General features: G+C 45.3%; 20 protein-coding genes. 11 read left to right on the top strand and 9 right to left on the bottom strand.

Going from position 1 to position 18,057, the window contains the following annotated elements:
* Positions 1-13: 13 nt before the first annotated feature.
* Positions 14-196 (bottom strand): hypothetical protein, encoded by a 183-nt coding sequence (locus H735_RS20555; RefSeq protein WP_020196113.1) that lies wholly within the window; start codon positions 194-196, stop codon positions 14-16.
* 227 nt (positions 197-423) lie between these two features.
* Between H735_RS20555 and H735_RS20550 the strand changes: the two genes are divergently transcribed.
* From H735_RS20550 to H735_RS20540, 3 genes are all read left to right on the top strand, one after another.
* The gene (locus H735_RS20550) at positions 424-783 is read left to right on the top strand and encodes a hypothetical protein (protein ID WP_005436373.1); all 360 of its coding nucleotides are present in this window, start codon (positions 424-426) and stop codon (positions 781-783) included.
* 18 nt (positions 784-801) lie between these two features.
* The gene (locus H735_RS20545; protein ID WP_020196112.1) at positions 802-1,149 is read left to right on the top strand and encodes a GlpM family protein; all 348 of its coding nucleotides are present in this window, start codon (positions 802-804) and stop codon (positions 1,147-1,149) included.
* Between the two features lie 220 nt (positions 1,150-1,369).
* Positions 1,370-1,888, top strand: a complete 519-nt coding sequence (locus tag H735_RS20540) for a glycine zipper 2TM domain-containing protein (protein ID WP_009706385.1) — start codon at positions 1,370-1,372, stop codon at positions 1,886-1,888.
* A gap of 81 nt (positions 1,889-1,969) precedes the next feature.
* Here the strand turns inward: H735_RS20540 and H735_RS20535 are convergent, their stop codons facing one another.
* Positions 1,970-3,061, bottom strand: a complete 1,092-nt coding sequence (locus H735_RS20535) for a transporter substrate-binding domain-containing protein (protein WP_020196111.1) — start codon at positions 3,059-3,061, stop codon at positions 1,970-1,972.
* Between the two features lie 328 nt (positions 3,062-3,389).
* Between H735_RS20535 and H735_RS20530 the strand changes: the two genes are divergently transcribed.
* The gene (locus H735_RS20530) at positions 3,390-5,069 is read left to right on the top strand and encodes a hypothetical protein (RefSeq protein ID WP_020196110.1); all 1,680 of its coding nucleotides are present in this window, start codon (positions 3,390-3,392) and stop codon (positions 5,067-5,069) included.
* Between the two features lie 87 nt (positions 5,070-5,156).
* Here H735_RS20530 and H735_RS20525 read toward each other — a convergent pair whose 3' ends face one another.
* Positions 5,157-6,065: a DMT family transporter gene (locus H735_RS20525; protein ID WP_020196109.1), complete on the bottom strand. Its 909-nt coding sequence runs from the start codon at positions 6,063-6,065 to the stop codon at positions 5,157-5,159.
* Between the two features lie 94 nt (positions 6,066-6,159).
* On the opposite strand from H735_RS20525, the gene H735_RS20520 reads away from it, so the two are divergent.
* Positions 6,160-7,044, top strand: a complete 885-nt coding sequence (locus H735_RS20520; protein ID WP_009706381.1) for a LysR substrate-binding domain-containing protein — start codon at positions 6,160-6,162, stop codon at positions 7,042-7,044.
* 47 nt (positions 7,045-7,091) lie between these two features.
* Here the strand turns inward: H735_RS20520 and H735_RS20515 are convergent, their stop codons facing one another.
* On the bottom strand, positions 7,092-7,904 hold the full coding sequence (locus H735_RS20515; protein WP_009706380.1) for a 5'-methylthioadenosine/S-adenosylhomocysteine nucleosidase: 813 nt from the start codon (positions 7,902-7,904) through the stop codon (positions 7,092-7,094).
* 193 nt (positions 7,905-8,097) lie between these two features.
* Complete coding sequence (locus H735_RS20510) at positions 8,098-8,607, bottom strand: copper resistance protein NlpE (RefSeq protein ID WP_020196107.1); 510 nt, start codon at positions 8,605-8,607, stop codon at positions 8,098-8,100.
* Between the two features lie 200 nt (positions 8,608-8,807).
* On the opposite strand from H735_RS20510, the gene H735_RS20505 reads away from it, so the two are divergent.
* Positions 8,808-9,038, top strand: coding sequence for a hypothetical protein (locus H735_RS20505; RefSeq protein ID WP_020196106.1), 231 nt, complete (start codon positions 8,808-8,810; stop codon positions 9,036-9,038).
* Positions 9,039-9,115: 77 nt separating this feature from the next.
* Here H735_RS20505 and H735_RS20500 read toward each other — a convergent pair whose 3' ends face one another.
* The 3 genes from H735_RS20500 to H735_RS20490 all read right to left on the bottom strand — a co-directional run bounded on the left by H735_RS20500 (position 9,116) and on the right by H735_RS20490 (position 12,330).
* Positions 9,116-10,357, bottom strand: a complete 1,242-nt coding sequence (locus tag H735_RS20500) for a quaternary amine ABC transporter ATP-binding protein (protein ID WP_020196105.1) — start codon at positions 10,355-10,357, stop codon at positions 9,116-9,118.
* Positions 10,350-11,249: an ABC transporter permease gene (locus H735_RS20495; RefSeq protein WP_020196104.1), complete on the bottom strand. Its 900-nt coding sequence runs from the start codon at positions 11,247-11,249 to the stop codon at positions 10,350-10,352. The genes H735_RS20500 and H735_RS20495 overlap by 8 nt, the downstream gene beginning before the upstream one ends.
* Before the next feature lie 88 nt (positions 11,250-11,337).
* A complete protein-coding gene (locus H735_RS20490; protein ID WP_005441515.1) occupies positions 11,338-12,330 on the bottom strand; it encodes an ABC transporter substrate-binding protein in 993 nt (330 codons plus the stop codon).
* 341 nt (positions 12,331-12,671) lie between these two features.
* Between H735_RS20490 and H735_RS20485 the strand changes: the two genes are divergently transcribed.
* From H735_RS20485 to H735_RS20470, 4 genes are all read left to right on the top strand, one after another.
* Positions 12,672-12,962 carry a DUF134 domain-containing protein gene (locus H735_RS20485; RefSeq protein ID WP_005452940.1) on the top strand — a complete coding sequence of 97 codons (291 nt, stop codon included), beginning with the start codon at positions 12,672-12,674 and terminating at the stop codon, positions 12,960-12,962.
* A complete protein-coding gene (locus H735_RS20480) occupies positions 12,959-13,456 on the top strand; it encodes a NifB/NifX family molybdenum-iron cluster-binding protein (protein WP_020196103.1) in 498 nt (165 codons plus the stop codon). Before H735_RS20485 ends, H735_RS20480 begins: the two co-directional genes overlap by 4 nt.
* Complete coding sequence (gene nqrM / locus H735_RS20475) at positions 13,456-13,659, top strand: (Na+)-NQR maturation NqrM (RefSeq protein ID WP_020196102.1); 204 nt, start codon at positions 13,456-13,458, stop codon at positions 13,657-13,659. The genes H735_RS20480 and nqrM overlap by 1 nt, the downstream gene beginning before the upstream one ends.
* A 132-nt stretch (positions 13,660-13,791) precedes the next feature.
* Positions 13,792-14,406, top strand: a complete 615-nt coding sequence (locus H735_RS20470) for a sugar O-acetyltransferase (RefSeq protein WP_020196101.1) — start codon at positions 13,792-13,794, stop codon at positions 14,404-14,406.
* Between the two features lie 84 nt (positions 14,407-14,490).
* Here H735_RS20470 and H735_RS20465 read toward each other — a convergent pair whose 3' ends face one another.
* Entirely contained in the window at positions 14,491-17,505 is a 3,015-nt protein-coding gene (locus H735_RS20465) for an EAL domain-containing protein (protein WP_020196100.1), read from the bottom strand.
* A 336-nt stretch (positions 17,506-17,841) separates the two neighbouring features.
* Here H735_RS20465 and H735_RS20460 point away from each other — a divergent pair, with 336 nt between their 5' ends.
* Complete coding sequence (locus tag H735_RS20460) at positions 17,842-18,036, top strand: hypothetical protein (protein ID WP_020196099.1); 195 nt, start codon at positions 17,842-17,844, stop codon at positions 18,034-18,036.
* The last annotated feature ends 21 nt before the right edge of the window (positions 18,037-18,057 follow it).

Here is an 18,057-nt window from a genome sequence, read left to right as displayed (position 1 = left end):
TGGTGCAAATTCATCACTCTTTTTGTGATTCACACACTTCGTTGTATTTGATTTCGCACAGCGCGCCGCATTTTGTGCGATAGGGAAGACGTTTACTTCCTGTGTTAGCGCGAACCCTCTTTACAATAAGCCCTTCTAGATTGGCACTTTTCAAGTGCTTTTCGCGAACCTTCTTCCAGTAGTCATCAAAAGTCATACGTCACCTTGTTGTCATAATTATTTTTATAAATGTGATGCTATTCTATGCAGTACAACTCTGTTTCTAGTGTCAGAAAAATCCTAAAAACCGTTAAGTAAATGGCGATTTGTGGTGACGCTCTCGTTTCTTGATTTTTACCTTCTATGATTTCGATAAATTAATATCGGCAAACCCAACAGGCGATTTGGTTATAGTACAAGCAAAGGTCAAGTCAGGAATGAACGATGAATTTGGTTGTGCATCTACAGAAAAAAGCGATCAACAAACACGGCTATGAATGGGCAACACGCCAAGCTTGGAAGTGTGGGATTAAAGCAAATCTTGTGAAACGAGTGATCGGGATCTTCAAAGGTCAGATCGTTTGTGTTGTCGAAGGTTGTCGTGCTGAATTGACAACACCAATCAACAACCCTTTACATGATGATGAGAAGCAAGGTCGTTATGTATTTGTTGGTGGCATCTTCTGGGAACCAAACAACGTTATCGCACCTGGTTTTCCTGATTTTATGTTCATGCACTTACGCAGCCTGAGTCATCGTCATAAGTATCTCACTGATGATGAGCTGTTCTTGAGTCTAGCTTAGGGTGTTTGGCATACACTGATGACCAGTCTGTTTCTTAAATCTTTGCTTGGTGCCGTGGCAGTATTGATTATTGCCATGCTATCGAAGTCGAAAAGCTTTTATATCGCAGGGCTCGTGCCTTTGTTTCCGACCTTTGCTCTGATCGCGCACTTTATTGTCGGTAGCGAGCGAGACATGGAAGCCCTGCGCCAAACGGCTCTATTTGGCATCTATTCTTTGATTCCTTATGCGGCGTACCTAATTTCTGTTTTCTACTTTAGCTACCGCTTGAGCTTGGTGAGGACATTGACGGCTGCGACGCTGGTATGGGTCATGTTTGCCTCGATGTTGCTTGCATTTTGGACTCGTTGGATGGTGCCTGCCTAAAGTTTGCTCAACTTGGCATTGTAGTTAGTGCAATATTCATTGTTCAAACTGATGTGATCTCGCTCCAATTGACCTTTCTCTGAGCTTTCTCTAACACGGTGTTTAAAAAACGCTGTATTTTAACCTGCTAATGACCGGACGTTTGTTTTCACCTGATGTGAATTTTTCTTCTAGATTTACTATATCGCCAAACAAAGATAACCGTATCGGAAAGTAAATCATGAATATGAAATCTATCGCAATCGCAACAGCGGTTGTTGCAGTACTAGCGGGTTGTAAAGACAAAACGCCACCAGCACCAACAGAAGCAAATATCACGCTTGTTGAAGCGGTAACAGAAACTGTGAAAAACCCACACCAAGTGTGTAAAGACGTGGTAGTAACACATCAAGTAGAACCAACGGACAACAACAAGATCCTTGGTACTGTGGGTGGTGCAGCGGCAGGTGCTGCATTGGGTAACCAAATCGGTGGTGGTTCAGGTAAAGTGATTGCGACTGCTGCAGGTACTGTTGCTGGTGCGATGACAGGTCGTAAGATCCAAGACAATGTACAAAAGGGTGATGTTGTGACATCAACTGAGAAGCAATGTCACACTGAATACACCACGTCTGAGAAAGTAGTGGGTTACGATGTCACTTACGAAGTTGCTGGCGCGCCAACAACCGTTCGTATGCAAAGCAAACCTGCAGGTAAAACTTTCCCAATTCAAGATGGCAAAGTGGTTCTACCGCAATAATCGCCAACGAGATTGAATACAAAAGCCCTTTTGTTCATTGAACTTAAGGGCTTTTTTCATTTTAGAAGACAGTGGTGAACACTACTTGTCTGCAAAATAATCGACCAGAATCTTACGCCATTTCCGTGATTCACGAATTTGCAGTAGAGCGCGATTGATCTCTTCCTCATACGGGTTGTTTTCCGTAATGATGAAGCCATAGTTCTGCTTTTCTAGCTGATAAGGCAGCACCTCTAAATCCTCATATTGCCCCGATATTCTGCCGTTACCAATCATGTATTTGAGCACGACGTCATCGGCAACGATTGCTTCGACTTCTCCAGTATCCAATGCATTTAAAAGCGCGGTCATGTCTTGATAATCTTGATGACGAATACCGAAGCTTGTCAGTAACAAAGATGAGGTGGTTGCGGTTTTGGTTCCCACTTTGACATTGGCGAGATCGTTAATGCTTTTGATTTGAGAATAGCCTTGGCTTAGGGTCAATTTGCTGGCCAGCACGGCGGTGATACTGGCGATAAAGAGCATGCTAAACACACCAATAAACACCGTTACTATGCGTCCTGTTAAGCTCTTAAACTCGAAGTAGTTAAAGGGGCCTCGTGTAATGAAGAGAAGTCCAAGGATAAAGCTCTCAACCCAACGTCCTACTCGGCTTTTCATCGAATACAGCTTTTCATTTTTCCCTTCTTCTATCGCGTAGAAAAACGCCCCAACCAAACCTGCAACCAGAATGATCGCGCCTACGATTAACCACAATGCAGGGTTCATGAAGATCGATTGTAAGGTATGTAGGTACCCTTGATTTTTAACTGCAATCGCAAGGTGGGTCTCATAGAAAGAGTGGGAGAAGTCTGCGAATAACTCACGTTCTGGAGTAATTGAAATGCATGACACGCCAATGTCGATTTGTTCTGTTTCTATCGAGTTAAGAAGATCATCCAATGGGTGGTTTTCGAAAGTGAACTCGACATTCATCTCTTTGGCTATTTGTTCCCACAACTCAATACTGAGGCCGTTTAGCTCCGAATTAACAGAGCCGATGGCAAAAGGCGGACAGGGGTAAGTCCCTACTTTTAGTGAAGATGCAGAAGCATAAGGGCTGAAAACAGAGAAAAGAAAAAGCGTTGAAAGGACAAAAGATTGAAGCGTCGATTTGAAACCAATTTGCATGCGCAGACCCTCAAAAAAGAGGCAGCGATGAATCGAATCAAGAGCGAATGCTTGCTCTAAAAATGCCAGAGTGCTGAGAAAGTAGGAGAGGTGATGACGATTTCAATACTGCCCTAGTTTTATTATTTACTGTTTTAACTATAGCAGCTGATGCCTATCTGAGGCTTCTTCGAACGTTTAGGCAACCTAAATTGTATGCGAGTTGCTTACAAAACCGGTGTTATCGATGGATTATTAAGCGTCTGTAAGCCAACGTAAGAATCGCCAGAAAACAGGATTTTTTTGTTTATTATTCCTTCTATCGAACGGTGTTTTATTGGGGAAAGGAATGAAAAAACAAGTATTGGCGCTGAGCATTGCCGTGGCATTATCTGGTTGTGGTTCAGAAGGGAAAGACCAAAGCACATCCACAACCAACACATTTACTTCTCAGTGTGGAGACCAACTGTCAGCTCAAGAGCCGGGTTTGTCGTTTGTTGTGAAAGGAGACGTCGCAGAACTGCAAGGTGTTATTTGTCAGGGCTCACCAAAGGCGTTTGAGCAAATGATGACAAAACACGCCAACGTGAAGCAGCTCAAGTTCATCAGTATTGATGGTTCTGTTGATGATGAATCAAACCTCGAACTGGCTTATCAAGTTCGCGCTAAACAGCTGGATTCCCATATTGCGAGCAGTGGGCAAATTGCTTCTGGCGGCACTGATTTGTTTTTGGCAGGTGTAAACCGAACGATTGAGAGCGGCGCAACGATTGGTGTTCATTCATGGGCAACGGAAGATCAAGTTGCAACGGATTTTCCTGTCGGTCACAAATATCATCAACCTTACATCGATTACTACAAAAAGATGGGATTGTCAGACCCAGAAGGTTTCTACTACTTCACGATTAATGCAGCATCGGCAAAAGACATACACAACATGTCTGAGCAAGAGATAACCAAGTATGGCCTCGGTAAACTTGTCTCTTCAGAAGGCGAAACGGCTTTGGCCAATGAGGTCGATGGTAAGCTTTTCGAGCAACTTAATGCCTCTGTGAATGCACTGAAATTCCAATCCGTTTGGGGCGGCTATGGGGACTACTTATCAGGTACGCCAGCTTATTTTCTACGTTTGGATGAAAAGAGCAGCACGCCAGTCACTGCCTATTTGGTCAATCCTATTAAAGTCCCAGAGGAAGCGCAAAAGTTAGGCGTCAATGAAAGTGGCGCTCTGAATATCTATCAATACGAAACCAATATGCACGTTTTTCATGACGCAATAAACAAAGGTAATGGGGTGTATGAAAGGCAATATACGTTTAACGGAGCGAAGTACTATCTCCAAGTGTATAAGCCGTCAGAGACCTTCGTAAAAGGTGAGCATCAACGTAACACCATTGCATTAGCTGTACATGAGATGTTTCATGATTATCAGCTGGATCACTTTAGCGATCCTGCCGATTACTTTAACGAGCTCAACGGTTACCCTGTGAATGTAGAGCAGATAACTTACAAGCTAGCGGTACTGGATCTGTTTAAATCCTTGCCTAAAACAATAACCCAAGACGAAGCGAAAACCATGCTTAAGCAATACATCGCTTTGACTCAGGAGCAAATCAATATTGATACCAGCAGTAAGCGTTATGCGAAGAACATGGGATTAGGCCAAGAGTTGTTTGAAGGCAGCGCTTGGTATGTTGAAGTGATGGCATTGAGAAATGCGCTACCGAATTTTTCCGAGCTCAAGTTCGTCGATAGCTACGCGTTTACGACTCAGTATCAAAACCGTGAAAGTGTGGAGTCTCAGTTTGGTTGGGGGTATTTCTATCCAAGTGGTGCAGCCGCAATTTATGCGTTGAAGGCGGCAGGCTATGACATCCTTCAATTGGAAAAAGGAGTGACACCCTTTGAGGCTGCAAAGCAGGTGGTGGGGACCTTTGATGTTACTGACACTTTGAACCAAATTAAGCAGAGCGCTGACTTTAAAGCGTTACAGCAAAAAGCGCTAACCATTAACGCCATCAAAAACTAATGAGTCGATAACTCTCGAGAGACAAGGCTCATCTGTGTTGCCTGAAAACAAAAAGCCGAGCGATGAGTGCTCGGCTTTTTTGGTCATTTACGCTGCTGGCGCTTGATGATGTTTTTGCTCTTCCGCAAGTTTGGCTGCTTGGGCTTGTTTTTGTTTGCGGCGTTCGCGCTTAGATAGCCAAACCAGAGGCACCACAATCATCACTGTGCCAATTGCCATAAAGATATCTGGCACTTCACCAAACCAAATCAAACCAACGATGACCGCGCCAATTAAGCCGCTGTATTCTGCGCTGGCGATTTTGTTGCTATCGATAGAGCGATAAGCCAATACACAAGTTGCCGCGTAAATTATGATGAATAGGCTTGATCCTGCCGCAACAGGGAAGGAGCTCCAATCCCACGCTTCACCTTCGATAAACACTAACAATAGAGACACAGGAATGCCGGCTAGGTTAGTCATCAATAGTGTGTGTGGCACTGATTGGTTCTTTGGCAACTTGCGGATCAACAGGTTGTTGATCGCTAACGTAACCGCGACAACCAGAGCAGATAGTGCCGCCCAATCAACTTGATCAGGACGAATAATCACAAGCACGCCTGCAAAGCCCATTACTGCCGCTGCAATAGATTGTGCAGAAAGCTTCTCTCCAAAGAAGATCGCCGCCAGTGGCAACATGATCAAAGGAGCGGCATAAAAGATCGCATTTGCGGTAGCGAGTGGCATAGACGAGATAGCAAACACCATGAAAATCGCGCCAGTTAGCCAAACGTGGGCACGCACTGCATGCCATTTAAAGCCTTCCATCAACGGTGCTTGTTTGGTGAGCAAGAATACAGGTAACAAAATCATCACAGCTGACAGCTGTCGGTAAAACACAAACTGAAAAACCGGCACCTCGTTACCGACACTTTTGATCAAAGCGTCTGAGAGCACCGCAATTAGGTTACCAACAATTAATAGCAGCATGGCTGCGCCGACAGATGTGACTTTCACGTTATTCCTCTCCTCATTCTTTGCCAAAGAGTAGGTGATGTCATAGGATGAAGTGAAATGATATTTATTAGTTTAAGTATGAGATTTTTAGATGATGAAATTACCACCTCTGAGAGCGGTTCACTGTTTCGAGTCCGTTGCGCGTAATTTGAGCTTTTCCCTTGCAGCAGAAGAGCTCAACGTAACCCAAAGCGCCGTGAGTCATCAGATTCGTATATTAGAAGACTACCTTGGTGAAGCTCTGTTTATTCGCCAAGGTCGTAAGTTGTCTCTCTCGGATACCGGTTTTCGTTATCTTGAAGACATCAGCCCTGCGATCAGTGCCATTGCGATGGCGAGCCAAAAAGTGCGGGAAGGCGAAAAGGGCAGCTTGCGCTTGGCGATTTACAGTTCTCTGGCGGTGAAATGGTTGATCCCACGATTGGCGGACTTCAAGCGTCAGCATCCAGAAATCGATCTGACGCTCAACATGGTTGCAGGAGACCCAGAGCAAACCGACAGCGTTGGTGATTGCTTTATCACGGTACAGAAGCCAAAGCGCAACTACATGGCAGTTCGCTTATATGACGAGACCTTGTATCCGGTATGCAGCCTCAATATTTGGAAGGAAATTCAAGATCAACCGATGCCAGACGCACTTTGGCACTATCCGATTCTTTCTACGGATTCTATCTATCGTGAGCGCGGTAAAGATTGGGCGGAGTGGTGTAAAGCTGGTGGGTTTGAGCTACCTAAAGACATTGATATGCAGCATTTCAGTCACATGCTGCTGGCTATCGAAGCTGCTCGTTACGATCAGGGCATTACGTTTGCCAATGACTTCATGTTGAATGAACGGGACAAGGCTCAAGACTTGGTTTATATCCCCTCTCACGGCTTAGAAACGGGCGACAGCTTTTACTTCGTGCATAAGAAGAATCGAGCTCGCCAACCAGAAATCATTAAGTTGACCAACTGGCTTAAGCAGCAGTGTCTATAAACAAGAAAGGGAGGCGCTCGGCCTCCCTTTGCGATTCAAAAAAGCGACTATTGTTTTTTGATCAGCGCTTTAATCACATCAATCGTGTATAGCTGACAATCGACCGCAGTTTGTGGTTCGAAGTCTTGCTTGTGTTGATCTGTGTTCGAAAGGATACGGATGCCAACGAAAGGTACTTGGTAAGCTTGAGCAACCAATGCCGCTGATGACGTTTCCATTTCTTCAACAGACGTACCGTACGTTTCATGGAACCAGTTGATACGATCCACTTCGCGGTTCCATTCGTCCGCTGAGCCAATCAAGCCTTTCACGACTTTGCCTTTCTTGTATTCTTCAGACAAAGAAAGAGCGGTTTCAACCAGTGCCGGATCCGCTTTGAATTGTTTGTGTTCAACAAACTCACCGTTTTCACGTAGACGCATGGTTACGTCGAAGTTCTGCCACTTCGTTGGGTCGATGCCTTTGCCTTTTTCAGTAAACTCAGACTTGTAAGAGCCCATGTTGAAGCTGGCTTCACCCACGACAATGTCACCACGGTATAGCTCAGGGTCGTGACCGCCCGATGTACCTTGGTTGATGATGTACTTAGGATTGAAGTGTTCAATCGCAATCGTAGTAGAAGCGGCAGCGTTCGCTAAGCCAACCTCGGTACGAGACACGACAACTGGGTAGCCGTCGATTTCACCTTGCCAGAAAGTCCAAGAGCCAACGGTGGTTTCTTTCGCATCATCCAATGCTTCAACCAATGTGCTGGTTTCAATATCCATTGCACCCTGAACAAGGATAGGTTGAGTTTGAGCGAAAACAGAGAAGGAAAGTACTGCAGGAACAAGTGCAGCGAAACGTTTAAAGATTTGCATACGACATACTTACAAATAAAAAAGATGGCGCAATCTATCAATAGCAATCGTTTGCGTCAATTGGTTGGATTGTTATTTTTCTTAATAAATGAAAATTCTTGATTGTCGTTCTAATTAACGAGAATGAAAAAATCCGAGCGGGGGAGGCTCGGATTTGGTCTTTATCAGGATTAAATTGAATTGCTATTTGGCATTAAGGCATCTTGCTCAGGTTGTAGAATGAAGCCAACTCGCCTGTTGCTTTTTCGCCATTCATGTCCAGCTTCATTAGCATGTTTTCGCCAACGAAGTACTGGTTTGGACCAGACTCATCAATCAATGTAATGGTGTTGCCTGATTCGTTCCAAGTGAACTTACCTTCTGACTTGATTGGGTCGCCTTCTTTACCTTCATAAAGCTCTACCAATGAGTAAGTACCGTCTTCGTTCAGAGTTAGCGTAGTATCGATACCCGCACAATCTGCACAAGGAAGCTTACCTTTGTAAATGCCGTTCCAATCCAATGCATTTTGCGCATTGTGGCCAGAATCTACGAACGTGTCCGGAGTGATCACTTGCTCTTCTTCAATTGGTGTCGCATCAACCGTGCTTTCAACTTCAGTGGCTTGAGGAACGTCAACCGCAGTTGTCTCCGCTGGTTTCTCATCCTGACAGCCTGCTAGAATAATGACCGCACCTGTGAGTGCTAATAATGTCTTTTTCATTTTATTCCTCTCTAAATCAACAAGTTGACATACCAAAGTAATCTCGTTGCATGTATGCTAAGGTCACTTAGGTATACCGTGATAATAATAGACTTGTTTCCTAGACCTGCGTCAGAACAAAGCAAACCATTGAACAGCCTCTGTTAGAAAAACTCTTTAACGTCAGTGATTTGCAAAGAAGAAGGAAAAGGAAAAGAAAAATGGAAGAATTAGTTATAGGTGCGCTTAGGGTATTGGGAGCACTTATTCGTTGGTTGTTGATCGAAATTTTTTTAGACAGGGTTGCTTACAGTATCGGTTACGCGGGATTGTATATTCTGACGCTAGGTAAAAGACCGCATCGTCCTGTCTCGACAGAAATGCAGGGACGGATTGCTCTGCTTGGTATCGTATTGAGTCTGTTAATCTTTGCACTGCTTATATGGCTGTAGGGATAGCAATAACACCAATATTGAAGAGACAACAAAGCAAAACAAAAAGGCTCATCAGATGATGAGCCTTTTGCGTATTAGGATGCCTTATCCATTGCTGGTGGCGTTTTGACCTCCTTTGATGGAGATTCCTCTTCGGTATTATCCGTGAAGATTTCGGCCACGGCGCTTCGTTCTAGTTCGCCTTGCAGATTACCTTCGTCATCAACAACTGGCAGTGAGTAGTCACAGGACATGGTGTCCGGCAGCACTTCTTCAATCACAGAATCCGGAGAGACAACAGGCACTTCTTCGTAGATCTCTTCATCGAGTTCTTGTGCTGCATCGGTTTTCGCAGCGTCAAGCAAGCTCTCTTTGGTCACCACACCTTGATAGCCGTCGTCGGTTACATGGTAGGCATAGTCTTGCTTCACGCGTTTCATTTCGATCAAGGCTTCTTCAATGGTCGTCGCCGCAATGCGATACGCTGGCGGCTGCATCACGGTTTCTACGGTCAGAGCGCGTGCTCGGTTAACGTCCTTAACGAAGGCTTCTACATATTCATCAGCAGGATGAAGCAGGATTTCGTCTGGAGAACCTTGTTGTACCAATTCACCGTCTTTCAAGATAGCAATACGGTCGCCTAAGCGAAGTGCTTCGTCCAAATCGTGAGTAATAAAGATAATGGTCTTATGTAGCTTCTCTTGCAGTTCGATAAGCTGATCTTGCATCTCGCTGCGGATCAGTGGGTCGAGCGCCGAGAAGGCTTCATCCATCAATAGGATCTCAGCGTCGGTCGCCAATGCGCGAGCCAAGCCTACACGTTGTTGCTGGCCACCAGAAAGCTGTGCAGGATATTGGTTCTCGTAACCTTTGAGGCCTACTGTTTCCAACCACTCATTAGCTTTGGCAAGACGAGCTTCTTTCTTGATGCCTTGGATTTCCAAGCCGTAAGCGACGTTGTCGACCACAGTTCGGTGAGGCAACAGGCCAAAGCGTTGGAATACCATCGACATCTTATGGCGACGAAACTCTTCCAACTCTTTTGACGACAACTGCATTACGTCGACGCCTTCAACTAAGATTTGTCCCATAGTAGGGTCAATCAGACGGTTGAAGTGGCGAATCATGGTCGACTTACCTGAGCCAGATAGCCCCATGATAACGAAGATTTCGCCTTTGTTGATTTGCAGGTTGATGTCTTTTAAGCCAACGGTATGGCCGGTATCAGCAAGAATTTGGTCTTTGCTTTGTCCTTGCTTAACACGGTCGATAACAGAATTTGGTTTTGGGCCGAAGATCTTATACAGGCCGCTGATTTCAATAAGTGGCTTAGTCATGTTTCAGATCTCCTAGGTGTGCTTGCGTTCGTTTTGCGTAAGCTTGCGATGCACGGTCAAACAAAATCGCCAGTGCCACGATTGCCAAGCCGTTAAGCAGACCAAGCGTGAAATACTGGTTCGTGATTGACTTTAATACTGGCTGACCTAAGCCTTTTACGCCAATCATCGAAGCAATAACGACCATAGAAAGCGCCATCATGATGGTTTGGTTGATACCAGCCATGATGGTTGGCATTGCCAAAGGTAATTGCACGCCGACTAAGCGCTGCTTCTTACTGGCACCAAAGGCAGTAGCGGCTTCAAGTACTTCTTTATCTACCAGTCGAATACCTAAATTGGTCAAACGAATCACTGGTGGAATTGCGTAGATAACCACGGCAATCAAGCCCGGAATCTTACCAATACCTAGAAGCATCACGACCGGAATCAGGTAAACGAACGCGGGCATGGTTTGCATAACATCAAGAAGCGGGGTTACGACGGATTGCACGCGATTTGAGCGCGCCATGGCAATACCAATTGGAATACCGAGCGCAATGGCGAGCATGGTACACACCGTGATGATGCTGAGCGTCCGCATCGTGTCTTCCCACATGCCAAAGTATCCAATCAGGATCAATGACACGAAACACGCGACAGCCAATTTCCATGAGCGACTCGCGGCATAAACCAACGCGGTACACACAGCAAGGATGATCATCCATGGTGTAGAAATGAGGAGTTTTTCGAACCAAACGAGAAATGAGAGAAGAGGATCGAAGAATGATTCAATTAGGTCGCCGTATTCGCGAGAAAAATCGCGGTAGGCTCCATCTAAGGTTTTGCGGATGGCTCTAAGATCTGAGCGATCCATTTCTGGGAATTCGCTAAGCCAATTCGAGTCAGACATGTTTACTTCCTTTTCTTGCCGAGACTCAAGCGAGCCTCGGCATACAACAATTTTGGTATTCCTATACCATTTACGAAACGTCTAAGTCTTACAGTGCACCTTGCACTTTTTTAGCTACGTCTTGAGGAACCCATGCGGTCCAGATCTGTGGGTAGTTTTCTAGGAAATGGAACATGGTTTCTTCACCGTCTGCTTGATTGTCTTCCATCCAAGCTAGCAGTTGGTTCATGTCTGCATTGGTGAAACCACGTTTAGTGAAGTAGTCGTATGCAGCCGGAGAACGTGAAGCAAACTCTTCAGTGGTAATTGTGTGCACTGGTGATGGTGGGTACATGGTTGCTTTTGGCGCTTCACAATCCGCTTGGGTTGTACAGCTCACGAATTCTTCTTCATTCACGCCGCTGCCGAAATCGACTTTAACCATGTCGTACTTACCAAGAACCGCAGTTGGTGCCCAGTAATAACCAAACCATGCTTGTTCGCGTTCGTAAGCTTTTGCGATGGAACCAGATAGACCGGCACTTGAGCCTGGGTCAATGATGTCAAAACCTGAGTCAGCAAGATCCATCGCTTTGAAAAGGTTACCTGCGCTGATCTGACAGTTCCAACCAGCAGGACAGCTGTAGAATGCCGATTTTGCTTTGTCTTCAGGATGAGAGAACAGCTTCGCGTGTTTTTTCACACCTTCGATGGTTTTCATTTCAGGGTATTGCTTAACAAGGTAGGCAGGGATCCAAAAACCTTCCTCACCGCCATCGACGAGCGCTTTACCAGCATAACGTAGGCGTTTTTCTTCAACACCTTTGTCTAGCGCATCTTTGAGGCTGTTACTCCAAAGTTCTGGTGCCACATCGGGCTGTCCTTTTTCGATCATTGAGGTGCCGGTAGGCATGGTGTCGCCTGGGATGAGTTCGGCATCACAGCCGTAGCCGTGCTCAAGAATAAAACGGTCCACATTGGCAATCAGTGTTGCAGAGTTCCAGTTCATATCTGCAATGGTAACCGTTCCACACTCACTTGCGTTTGCGTTGGTCGCTGCTAGCGCACCAATCGCTAGTAGTAAGGGAGTTTTGTACGTCATATTGAGTTTCCTTTCTCTAAATAGCTCACTTAGGGTAACGAATTAATCATTAGTGTTCAAACTAATGTGTTAGATGAATTATAGCTTTGTTTGTTAACAAGCGTGAAAATGATGGTGAACATTTGATGAAAATAGCCACAGAAATGCGAGGTTTTTTATCGGCTCATGTCAATGAATCGTATGGTGGTTTGTATGTGTTGTTGCATTATTATTAGATGTCTAACGAATATTTCGCTATGGATACGATTTTTGCAAACTAAGATATTGGCATATGCTAAAAACTATAATTGGCATATGCCACAAACGGGCGTAAGGTGAAGGCGTTTTGTAGAGAGGATGTGATGGCGAGACCAAAAATAGAAAGACGCATATGTGGACGTGCAGCGCACCATTGCTTTAAGCCTAATGGTGTACCGTTTTACGAGCTAGAAAAAGTCAACATATTGCCAGAAGAACTAGAGGCATTGAGATTGGCCGATCTGGAAGGATTGAGCCAGCAACAAGCCGCCGACCAAATGGGAGTCTCTCGCCAGACCTTTGGTAATACGGTTAAAAGCGCGCGTTTTAAAGTCGCGAAAAGCCTAGTTGAGGGTCATGCACTTGTTTTTCCTGACCAGGAGTCAAACTCATGATTTACGCTATTCCAAATGACGGCGAACGCGTCGCCAATCACTTTGTTAAAGCCCCATACATTGCGATTTATTCCGATTCAGACGGATTGTTAAAGAATCTAGCTAACATTGCTTCCATGCCACAAGCTGGCTGCAAAGCAAAATCACAACTTATTCAATCTTTGCAAGAATACAAAGTAGATGCGGTGTTGGTTCGCAACATTGGTGAACGTGCGCTGGGTAAGCTTTTGAGCAGTGGTAAGCAAGTCTTTAAGCTATCGACTCGCAGTTCGCTGGATGATGTGATGGGTGTGCCGCGATCGCCATTAACGCTTGCCACGCAAGGTCGACCTTCTACCAACCACGCTAAGAAAGGTGGTTGCGGAGGCTGTGGCAGCAAAAAAGCGTCTTCGCTATTGCTTAATCCTCAATCTCAATCCAAAAAAACACTCATGACGCTTCGTCCGATGAAACTCAAAGCATTGGTTTCTTCTTACGTGAAAGAGGTGAAGTAATGGTTTGGTTGTTCACTTTTCTTGGGTTCTTAGCCATCATTTTGTTGATGTCACTGGGCGTGATCTTTCATAACAAACGCATTCAAGGCAGTTGCGGCGGTTTGAATAACGTAGGCGTTGATAAAGTGTGTAACTGTGAGACTACTTGTGCAGACAACGAGCGCCGCCTCTATCAGATCCAAGAGCCGAGTTCGAAAGCGTAGTGTGCTTAACAGCCAACATCAAAATGCGTTGTTGCTCGCAAATACCTAGCGAAATGATGCGAAAAGTTGGAAGTTAACTGGCTGAATTTACGATTATTTATCGATGTGTTCTTGGTTCTTTAGAGGTTATCGATGAGTAGTAAACTGGCTGATTTTTCTGTGCATATTCCTATTACGCCTGAGCTGTTTGAGTTTCAAACCGAAGTGAAGGAGAAGCTGTATGATTTCAACCACGCACGACCTTCTGAGCATTTAAAGAAAGCCGAGATCATCGAGTCACTTCTTGGCAGTGCGAACGGCGTGAACATCGTGCCGCCGTTCTATTGTGACATGGGCAAGAATATTCACTTTACCCAAGGCGGCTTTTTGAATGCTGGCGTTACCATTCTCGATCTTGCGCCTGTTCATATTGGTGAGTACGTGCAAATTGGTCCTAATGTGGTGATCAGTACGGCAGGACACCCCTTTGAGCTCGCCGAGCGTGTTCGTCCCATAGCAACGGGCAACCCAATTACCATCGGTGATAGTGTGTGGATTGGTGCGGGTGCCATCATTTTGGATGGCGTGACAATTGGTGACCGAGCGATTATTGGGGCAGGCAGCGTGGTGACCAAAGACATCCCAGCAGATTGCGTTGCAGTGGGGAGTCCATGTCGCGTAGTGAAAACCATCGAGCAAAGCGAAATGCCATCGGAAGAAGAGATTATCGAGATGTGGCGACCGTTGATGGAAATGAAGTTGGATTAGACAAGAAGGTTTTCTAAAGCGAAGTATTTAAAACCAACGGTGAAGAACAGAACAAGGCGAGCACATGAGCTCGCCTTGTTGCTTTTAAACGGCTCCAAGTGGTGTGTATTGTTGCTCTAGTTGAGAAATAGGTTGGGGTTTGCTGAAGTAATAACCTTGCAGTAAATCCACGCCGAGTTCGCTTAAGCTAGAGACATGCTCTGCGGTTTCTACCCCTTCTGCGACCACGCGATAACCCAAACTTCTACCCATCAAAATCATAGTGGAAACGAAATCGAGGTTGGATTGATCTTTGATGATGTCGGCGATGAAAGAACGGTCGATTTTGACTTCACTCAATGGCAACTTCTTCAATAACGACAACGAAGAGAAGCCTGTTCCGAAATCATCCAAAGAGATGGTAATGCCCGCTTTTCTGAGCTTCTCAAGCGATTTCACACACAAGTCATAATCACTAATGGCTGCTGTTTCGGTGATTTCGATGCAGAACAGAGACAGCGGCAATCGGTAGTTAAGGATGGTTTGAATCACCTCGTCTGCAAAATAAGGCTGTACCAACTGACGTGCACTGATGTTGACCGAAATATGGCTCATTGATTGTAACCAAGCGGATTGCTGCACGTCACGACAGACTCGATTGAGAATGTATTCTCCCAATCGCGAGATCATACCTGCGTTCTCGGCGACTTGAATAAACTGACTTGGTGGGACAAAGCCAAGCGCTTCAGATTGCCAACGAGCCAAGGCTTCTACTGCAATCACACGCTGCGTTTTGTGGCACAGCTGAGGTTGGTAGAACACATCAATTTCGCTTTGTTCTAAAGCGCGATTTAGGTGGTGTTCGAACTTAATTAAGCTTTGTGTCGTCGCTTCCATGGTGTCGTTGTAATGCACCACTTTGCGCCCGCCGAGTTGCTTCGCTTGATACATGGCGATATCGGCTTTTTTCACCAACTCTTCAGGGCTATGGCCATCCGATGGGTAGAAGGAAATCCCTAAACTGCCTTGGCTGACCAATTCCATCTCTTCATGAATCATTGGCTTTTCGATGGTACGTAAAATCATGCTAGCAATCTGGTTGGCTTGGGCGGCATTGCTAACATGGCAGAAGAACAAGAACTCATCTCCGCCGAGTCGCGCAATGGTATGAGGCTCAACCAAAACACTCTCTAACTCTTTGGTTATGTGGCAAAGCAAGGCGTCGCCGACATGGTGTCCGAAAGAGTCGTTGATCATTTTAAAGCGGTTGAGATCCATCAACATGATGGCGCGAGGCTTATCTGGGTTGACGCTGATGTGTTCAACAATCTCTTCCATGATTTTGCGGCGGTTGGCGACACCCGTTAGCGCATCGAAATAGGCCATATGATGGATCTTCGCCGCGCTTTCTCGTTGCTCGGTCACATCCGTCATTGAGCCGATAAAGCGCACCGCATGACCTTGTGCGTTGCGTACTGCAGAGCCATTGGCTTGTACCCAGATATAGCTGTTGTCGTGTTTGCGAATACGAAATTCGGTTTTGAACGCCACTTTATCGACCAAGTGAGCTTGGATGTGTTCTTCTAATTGGTCGATGTCTTCTGGATGAATAAATTGGAACAGCTGATCGCAATCAATGTAGCGTTTGTGGGAGATGTTTTCATTGCCGAGCATGTTGACCAAGCGACTGTTCCAACGCAGTTTATTGCTGGTCAAATCCCAATCCCAAATACCATCATTTGAGCTGTTTGATACCACCTTGAGTTGTTGTAACAATTGCTGTGAGTTCTTTTGGCGTAAGGTGCTGGTGTTGAGTAGCGCATCACGTTCGATGAACAAAGACAACATATCGAGATAGTTGTTGAACACCGATTGGGTACCGATGTTTTGTTGATCTTCAAGTGAATCGACCACGGCGACTAACTGCCACTGGTTTTTTTGCCCCGTAGCAATTGGCATCACTGTTGCGACAAAGTGTTCGCAACCTTCAAGGAAAGGAAAATCACGAATGTCATCACTTGCGGTGCTCTGTTTTGGCAGCGTGGTTGGTTGGGTCATGCCTTGTTCGACCCAACTCTCGATATGATATTGCTCCTGATCGCACTGCGCTAAACATGCCCAATCGAGGTTGTTGCCATACAAGCTTTGAGCGTCAAGAATGGAGTTAAAACCGTTCTGAGCTTGAGAATAGAAGTTCTCAAAAATCTCTGCCGGAGAGCGGCCTTCCACATTCAGCAGCGCATGACGAATTGAGTTCGGACATTCTGTTGATTCATAGGTTGGGTTACGATTACCACAGGACTGACGGATAACCAGTTTCTGTGGCACTTGGTTAATCTGGTTTGAAAACGCAGCTCCTTGAATGCGCTCGATAGCTCGGCTAAATGCTCGGCGTGCCAGAACTTCCAATTGCTGATCGGCAGTGGTTAACGGTGGCTGAGTTTGTTTACCGAAGAAGACGTTATCAATACCAACCACGGCGACTTCATTTGGTACGGCAACTTGCAAGTGCTTAAGTTGCTCCATCATGCCAATGGCGTTGTGGTCGGTAGCACAAATAACCGCCGTACATTGCGAGTTGCGCTGCACGAACTCAACGGCAGCTTCTCGTCCACCCGCTAATGAGCAGTTGCTAACGCTAAAGAAATCTTCGGGATTGAAAGCTCCTTGATGCTGTGTAGCAGCATGTTGGTAGGCTTTAAAACGTGAACGTACATCGTTAACCGACAAGTCACCACAAAAACCAATGCGTTGATGTCCTTGCTCCAACAACCAGCGATACAAGGCTTTTACGCCGTCACTTTGTATGCTGATGAACTGCTCTACATCAAGCGGTGCGTAGCTTGCGCCCAAAGACAACACTGGAATGCCTTTGTTCAGCGCCGTTTGCACCAGATGGTCGGATGCAGAATGCAAAACCACCATCAATGCATCGAGATGATGCAAAGCAACAGACAGGTCGAAGTCTCGGCGATGCCCACTACGAATAAATACCAAATTAACCCCATGTTGCTTAGCCATTTGGCGCAACGTGGCGTTAAGCTCTCCCATATAAAAACCGCTCAACATAGGCAAGATGATGCCAATGGTTGGGCGTTTATCAAAAACACGTCTATTCATCTGAATCAGCAAGTCGAGTAAAACTCAAAAAGAAAAAGGTCGCCTCTATGAGTAAGTTGAATATGAGGCTATTTGCATTCACACATTACTGACTAAAATCTCAAAAAAAAGACATAATTTGTGGAAATGATAATAGGCGCACGTTTGGTAGGGGATAGGATGAGTTCGCTGCCAGTTCGATGACGTAGTGTCAAAATTAAGTTCATGTCTAGTTTATAAAATGCTTTGAATTTAACAATAAAAACTGTCGAGGATGTCTAATTTTTACACAACTTGTTTTGCTTATTTTTTAACCATCTTTAACTTTAAGGTTCGTCTTAACAAAGGAGAACCAAAATGGCATTTATGAAACAGGATATCCCAAACCGTGTAACGGTGTACCATGACAATGTCGATCAGGAACAAGAACTCAAGAACGCGATGTTGCCAGAGAAGCCGCGCTATTTTAACGGTTCTCCTACCTATAAAGCCGACAGTGTTGAACAGTTCCAATCCAAGCTTGAAGATATTGGTATGTCGTTAGACAAATAGACCTCAACTGAATACAACAAC

It is taken from the genome of Vibrio owensii CAIM 1854 = LMG 25443 (assembly GCF_000817815.1).
GTDB lineage: Bacteria > Pseudomonadota > Gammaproteobacteria > Enterobacterales > Vibrionaceae > Vibrio > Vibrio owensii.
Note: the sequence above shows the minus strand (reverse complement) of the source record. Positions and strands in the feature narration are given on the sequence as shown.

What these genes read in the sequence shown, in the direction of transcription:
- H735_RS20530 (WP_020196110.1), top strand. Translation starts at nt 3,390, where the DNA reads ATGAAAAAACAAGTATTGGCGCTGAGCATTGCCGTGGCATTATCTGGT.
- H735_RS20495 (WP_020196104.1), bottom strand. Translation starts at nt 11,249, where the DNA reads ATGTCTGACTCGAATTGGCTTAGCGAATTCCCAGAAATGGATCGCTCA.
- H735_RS20550 (WP_005436373.1), top strand. Translation starts at nt 424, where the DNA reads ATGAATTTGGTTGTGCATCTACAGAAAAAAGCGATCAACAAACACGGC.
- H735_RS20535 (WP_020196111.1), bottom strand. Translation starts at nt 3,061, where the DNA reads ATGCAAATTGGTTTCAAATCGACGCTTCAATCTTTTGTCCTTTCAACG.
- H735_RS20485 (WP_005452940.1), top strand. Translation starts at nt 12,672, where the DNA reads ATGGCGAGACCAAAAATAGAAAGACGCATATGTGGACGTGCAGCGCAC.
- H735_RS20545 (WP_020196112.1), top strand. Translation starts at nt 802, where the DNA reads ATGACCAGTCTGTTTCTTAAATCTTTGCTTGGTGCCGTGGCAGTATTG.
- nqrM (WP_020196102.1), top strand. Translation starts at nt 13,456, where the DNA reads ATGGTTTGGTTGTTCACTTTTCTTGGGTTCTTAGCCATCATTTTGTTG.
- H735_RS20555 (WP_020196113.1), bottom strand. Translation starts at nt 196, where the DNA reads ATGACTTTTGATGACTACTGGAAGAAGGTTCGCGAAAAGCACTTGAAA.
- H735_RS20465 (WP_020196100.1), bottom strand. Translation starts at nt 17,505, where the DNA reads ATGAATAGACGTGTTTTTGATAAACGCCCAACCATTGGCATCATCTTG.
- H735_RS20510 (WP_020196107.1), bottom strand. Translation starts at nt 8,607, where the DNA reads ATGAAAAAGACATTATTAGCACTCACAGGTGCGGTCATTATTCTAGCA.
- H735_RS20480 (WP_020196103.1), top strand. Translation starts at nt 12,959, where the DNA reads ATGATTTACGCTATTCCAAATGACGGCGAACGCGTCGCCAATCACTTT.
- H735_RS20505 (WP_020196106.1), top strand. Translation starts at nt 8,808, where the DNA reads ATGGAAGAATTAGTTATAGGTGCGCTTAGGGTATTGGGAGCACTTATT.
- H735_RS20540 (WP_009706385.1), top strand. Translation starts at nt 1,370, where the DNA reads ATGAATATGAAATCTATCGCAATCGCAACAGCGGTTGTTGCAGTACTA.
- H735_RS20490 (WP_005441515.1), bottom strand. Translation starts at nt 12,330, where the DNA reads ATGACGTACAAAACTCCCTTACTACTAGCGATTGGTGCGCTAGCAGCG.
- H735_RS20520 (WP_009706381.1), top strand. Translation starts at nt 6,160, where the DNA reads ATGAAATTACCACCTCTGAGAGCGGTTCACTGTTTCGAGTCCGTTGCG.
- H735_RS20460 (WP_020196099.1), top strand. Translation starts at nt 17,842, where the DNA reads ATGGCATTTATGAAACAGGATATCCCAAACCGTGTAACGGTGTACCAT.
- H735_RS20500 (WP_020196105.1), bottom strand. Translation starts at nt 10,357, where the DNA reads ATGACTAAGCCACTTATTGAAATCAGCGGCCTGTATAAGATCTTCGGC.
- H735_RS20515 (WP_009706380.1), bottom strand. Translation starts at nt 7,904, where the DNA reads ATGCAAATCTTTAAACGTTTCGCTGCACTTGTTCCTGCAGTACTTTCC.
- H735_RS20470 (WP_020196101.1), top strand. Translation starts at nt 13,792, where the DNA reads ATGAGTAGTAAACTGGCTGATTTTTCTGTGCATATTCCTATTACGCCT.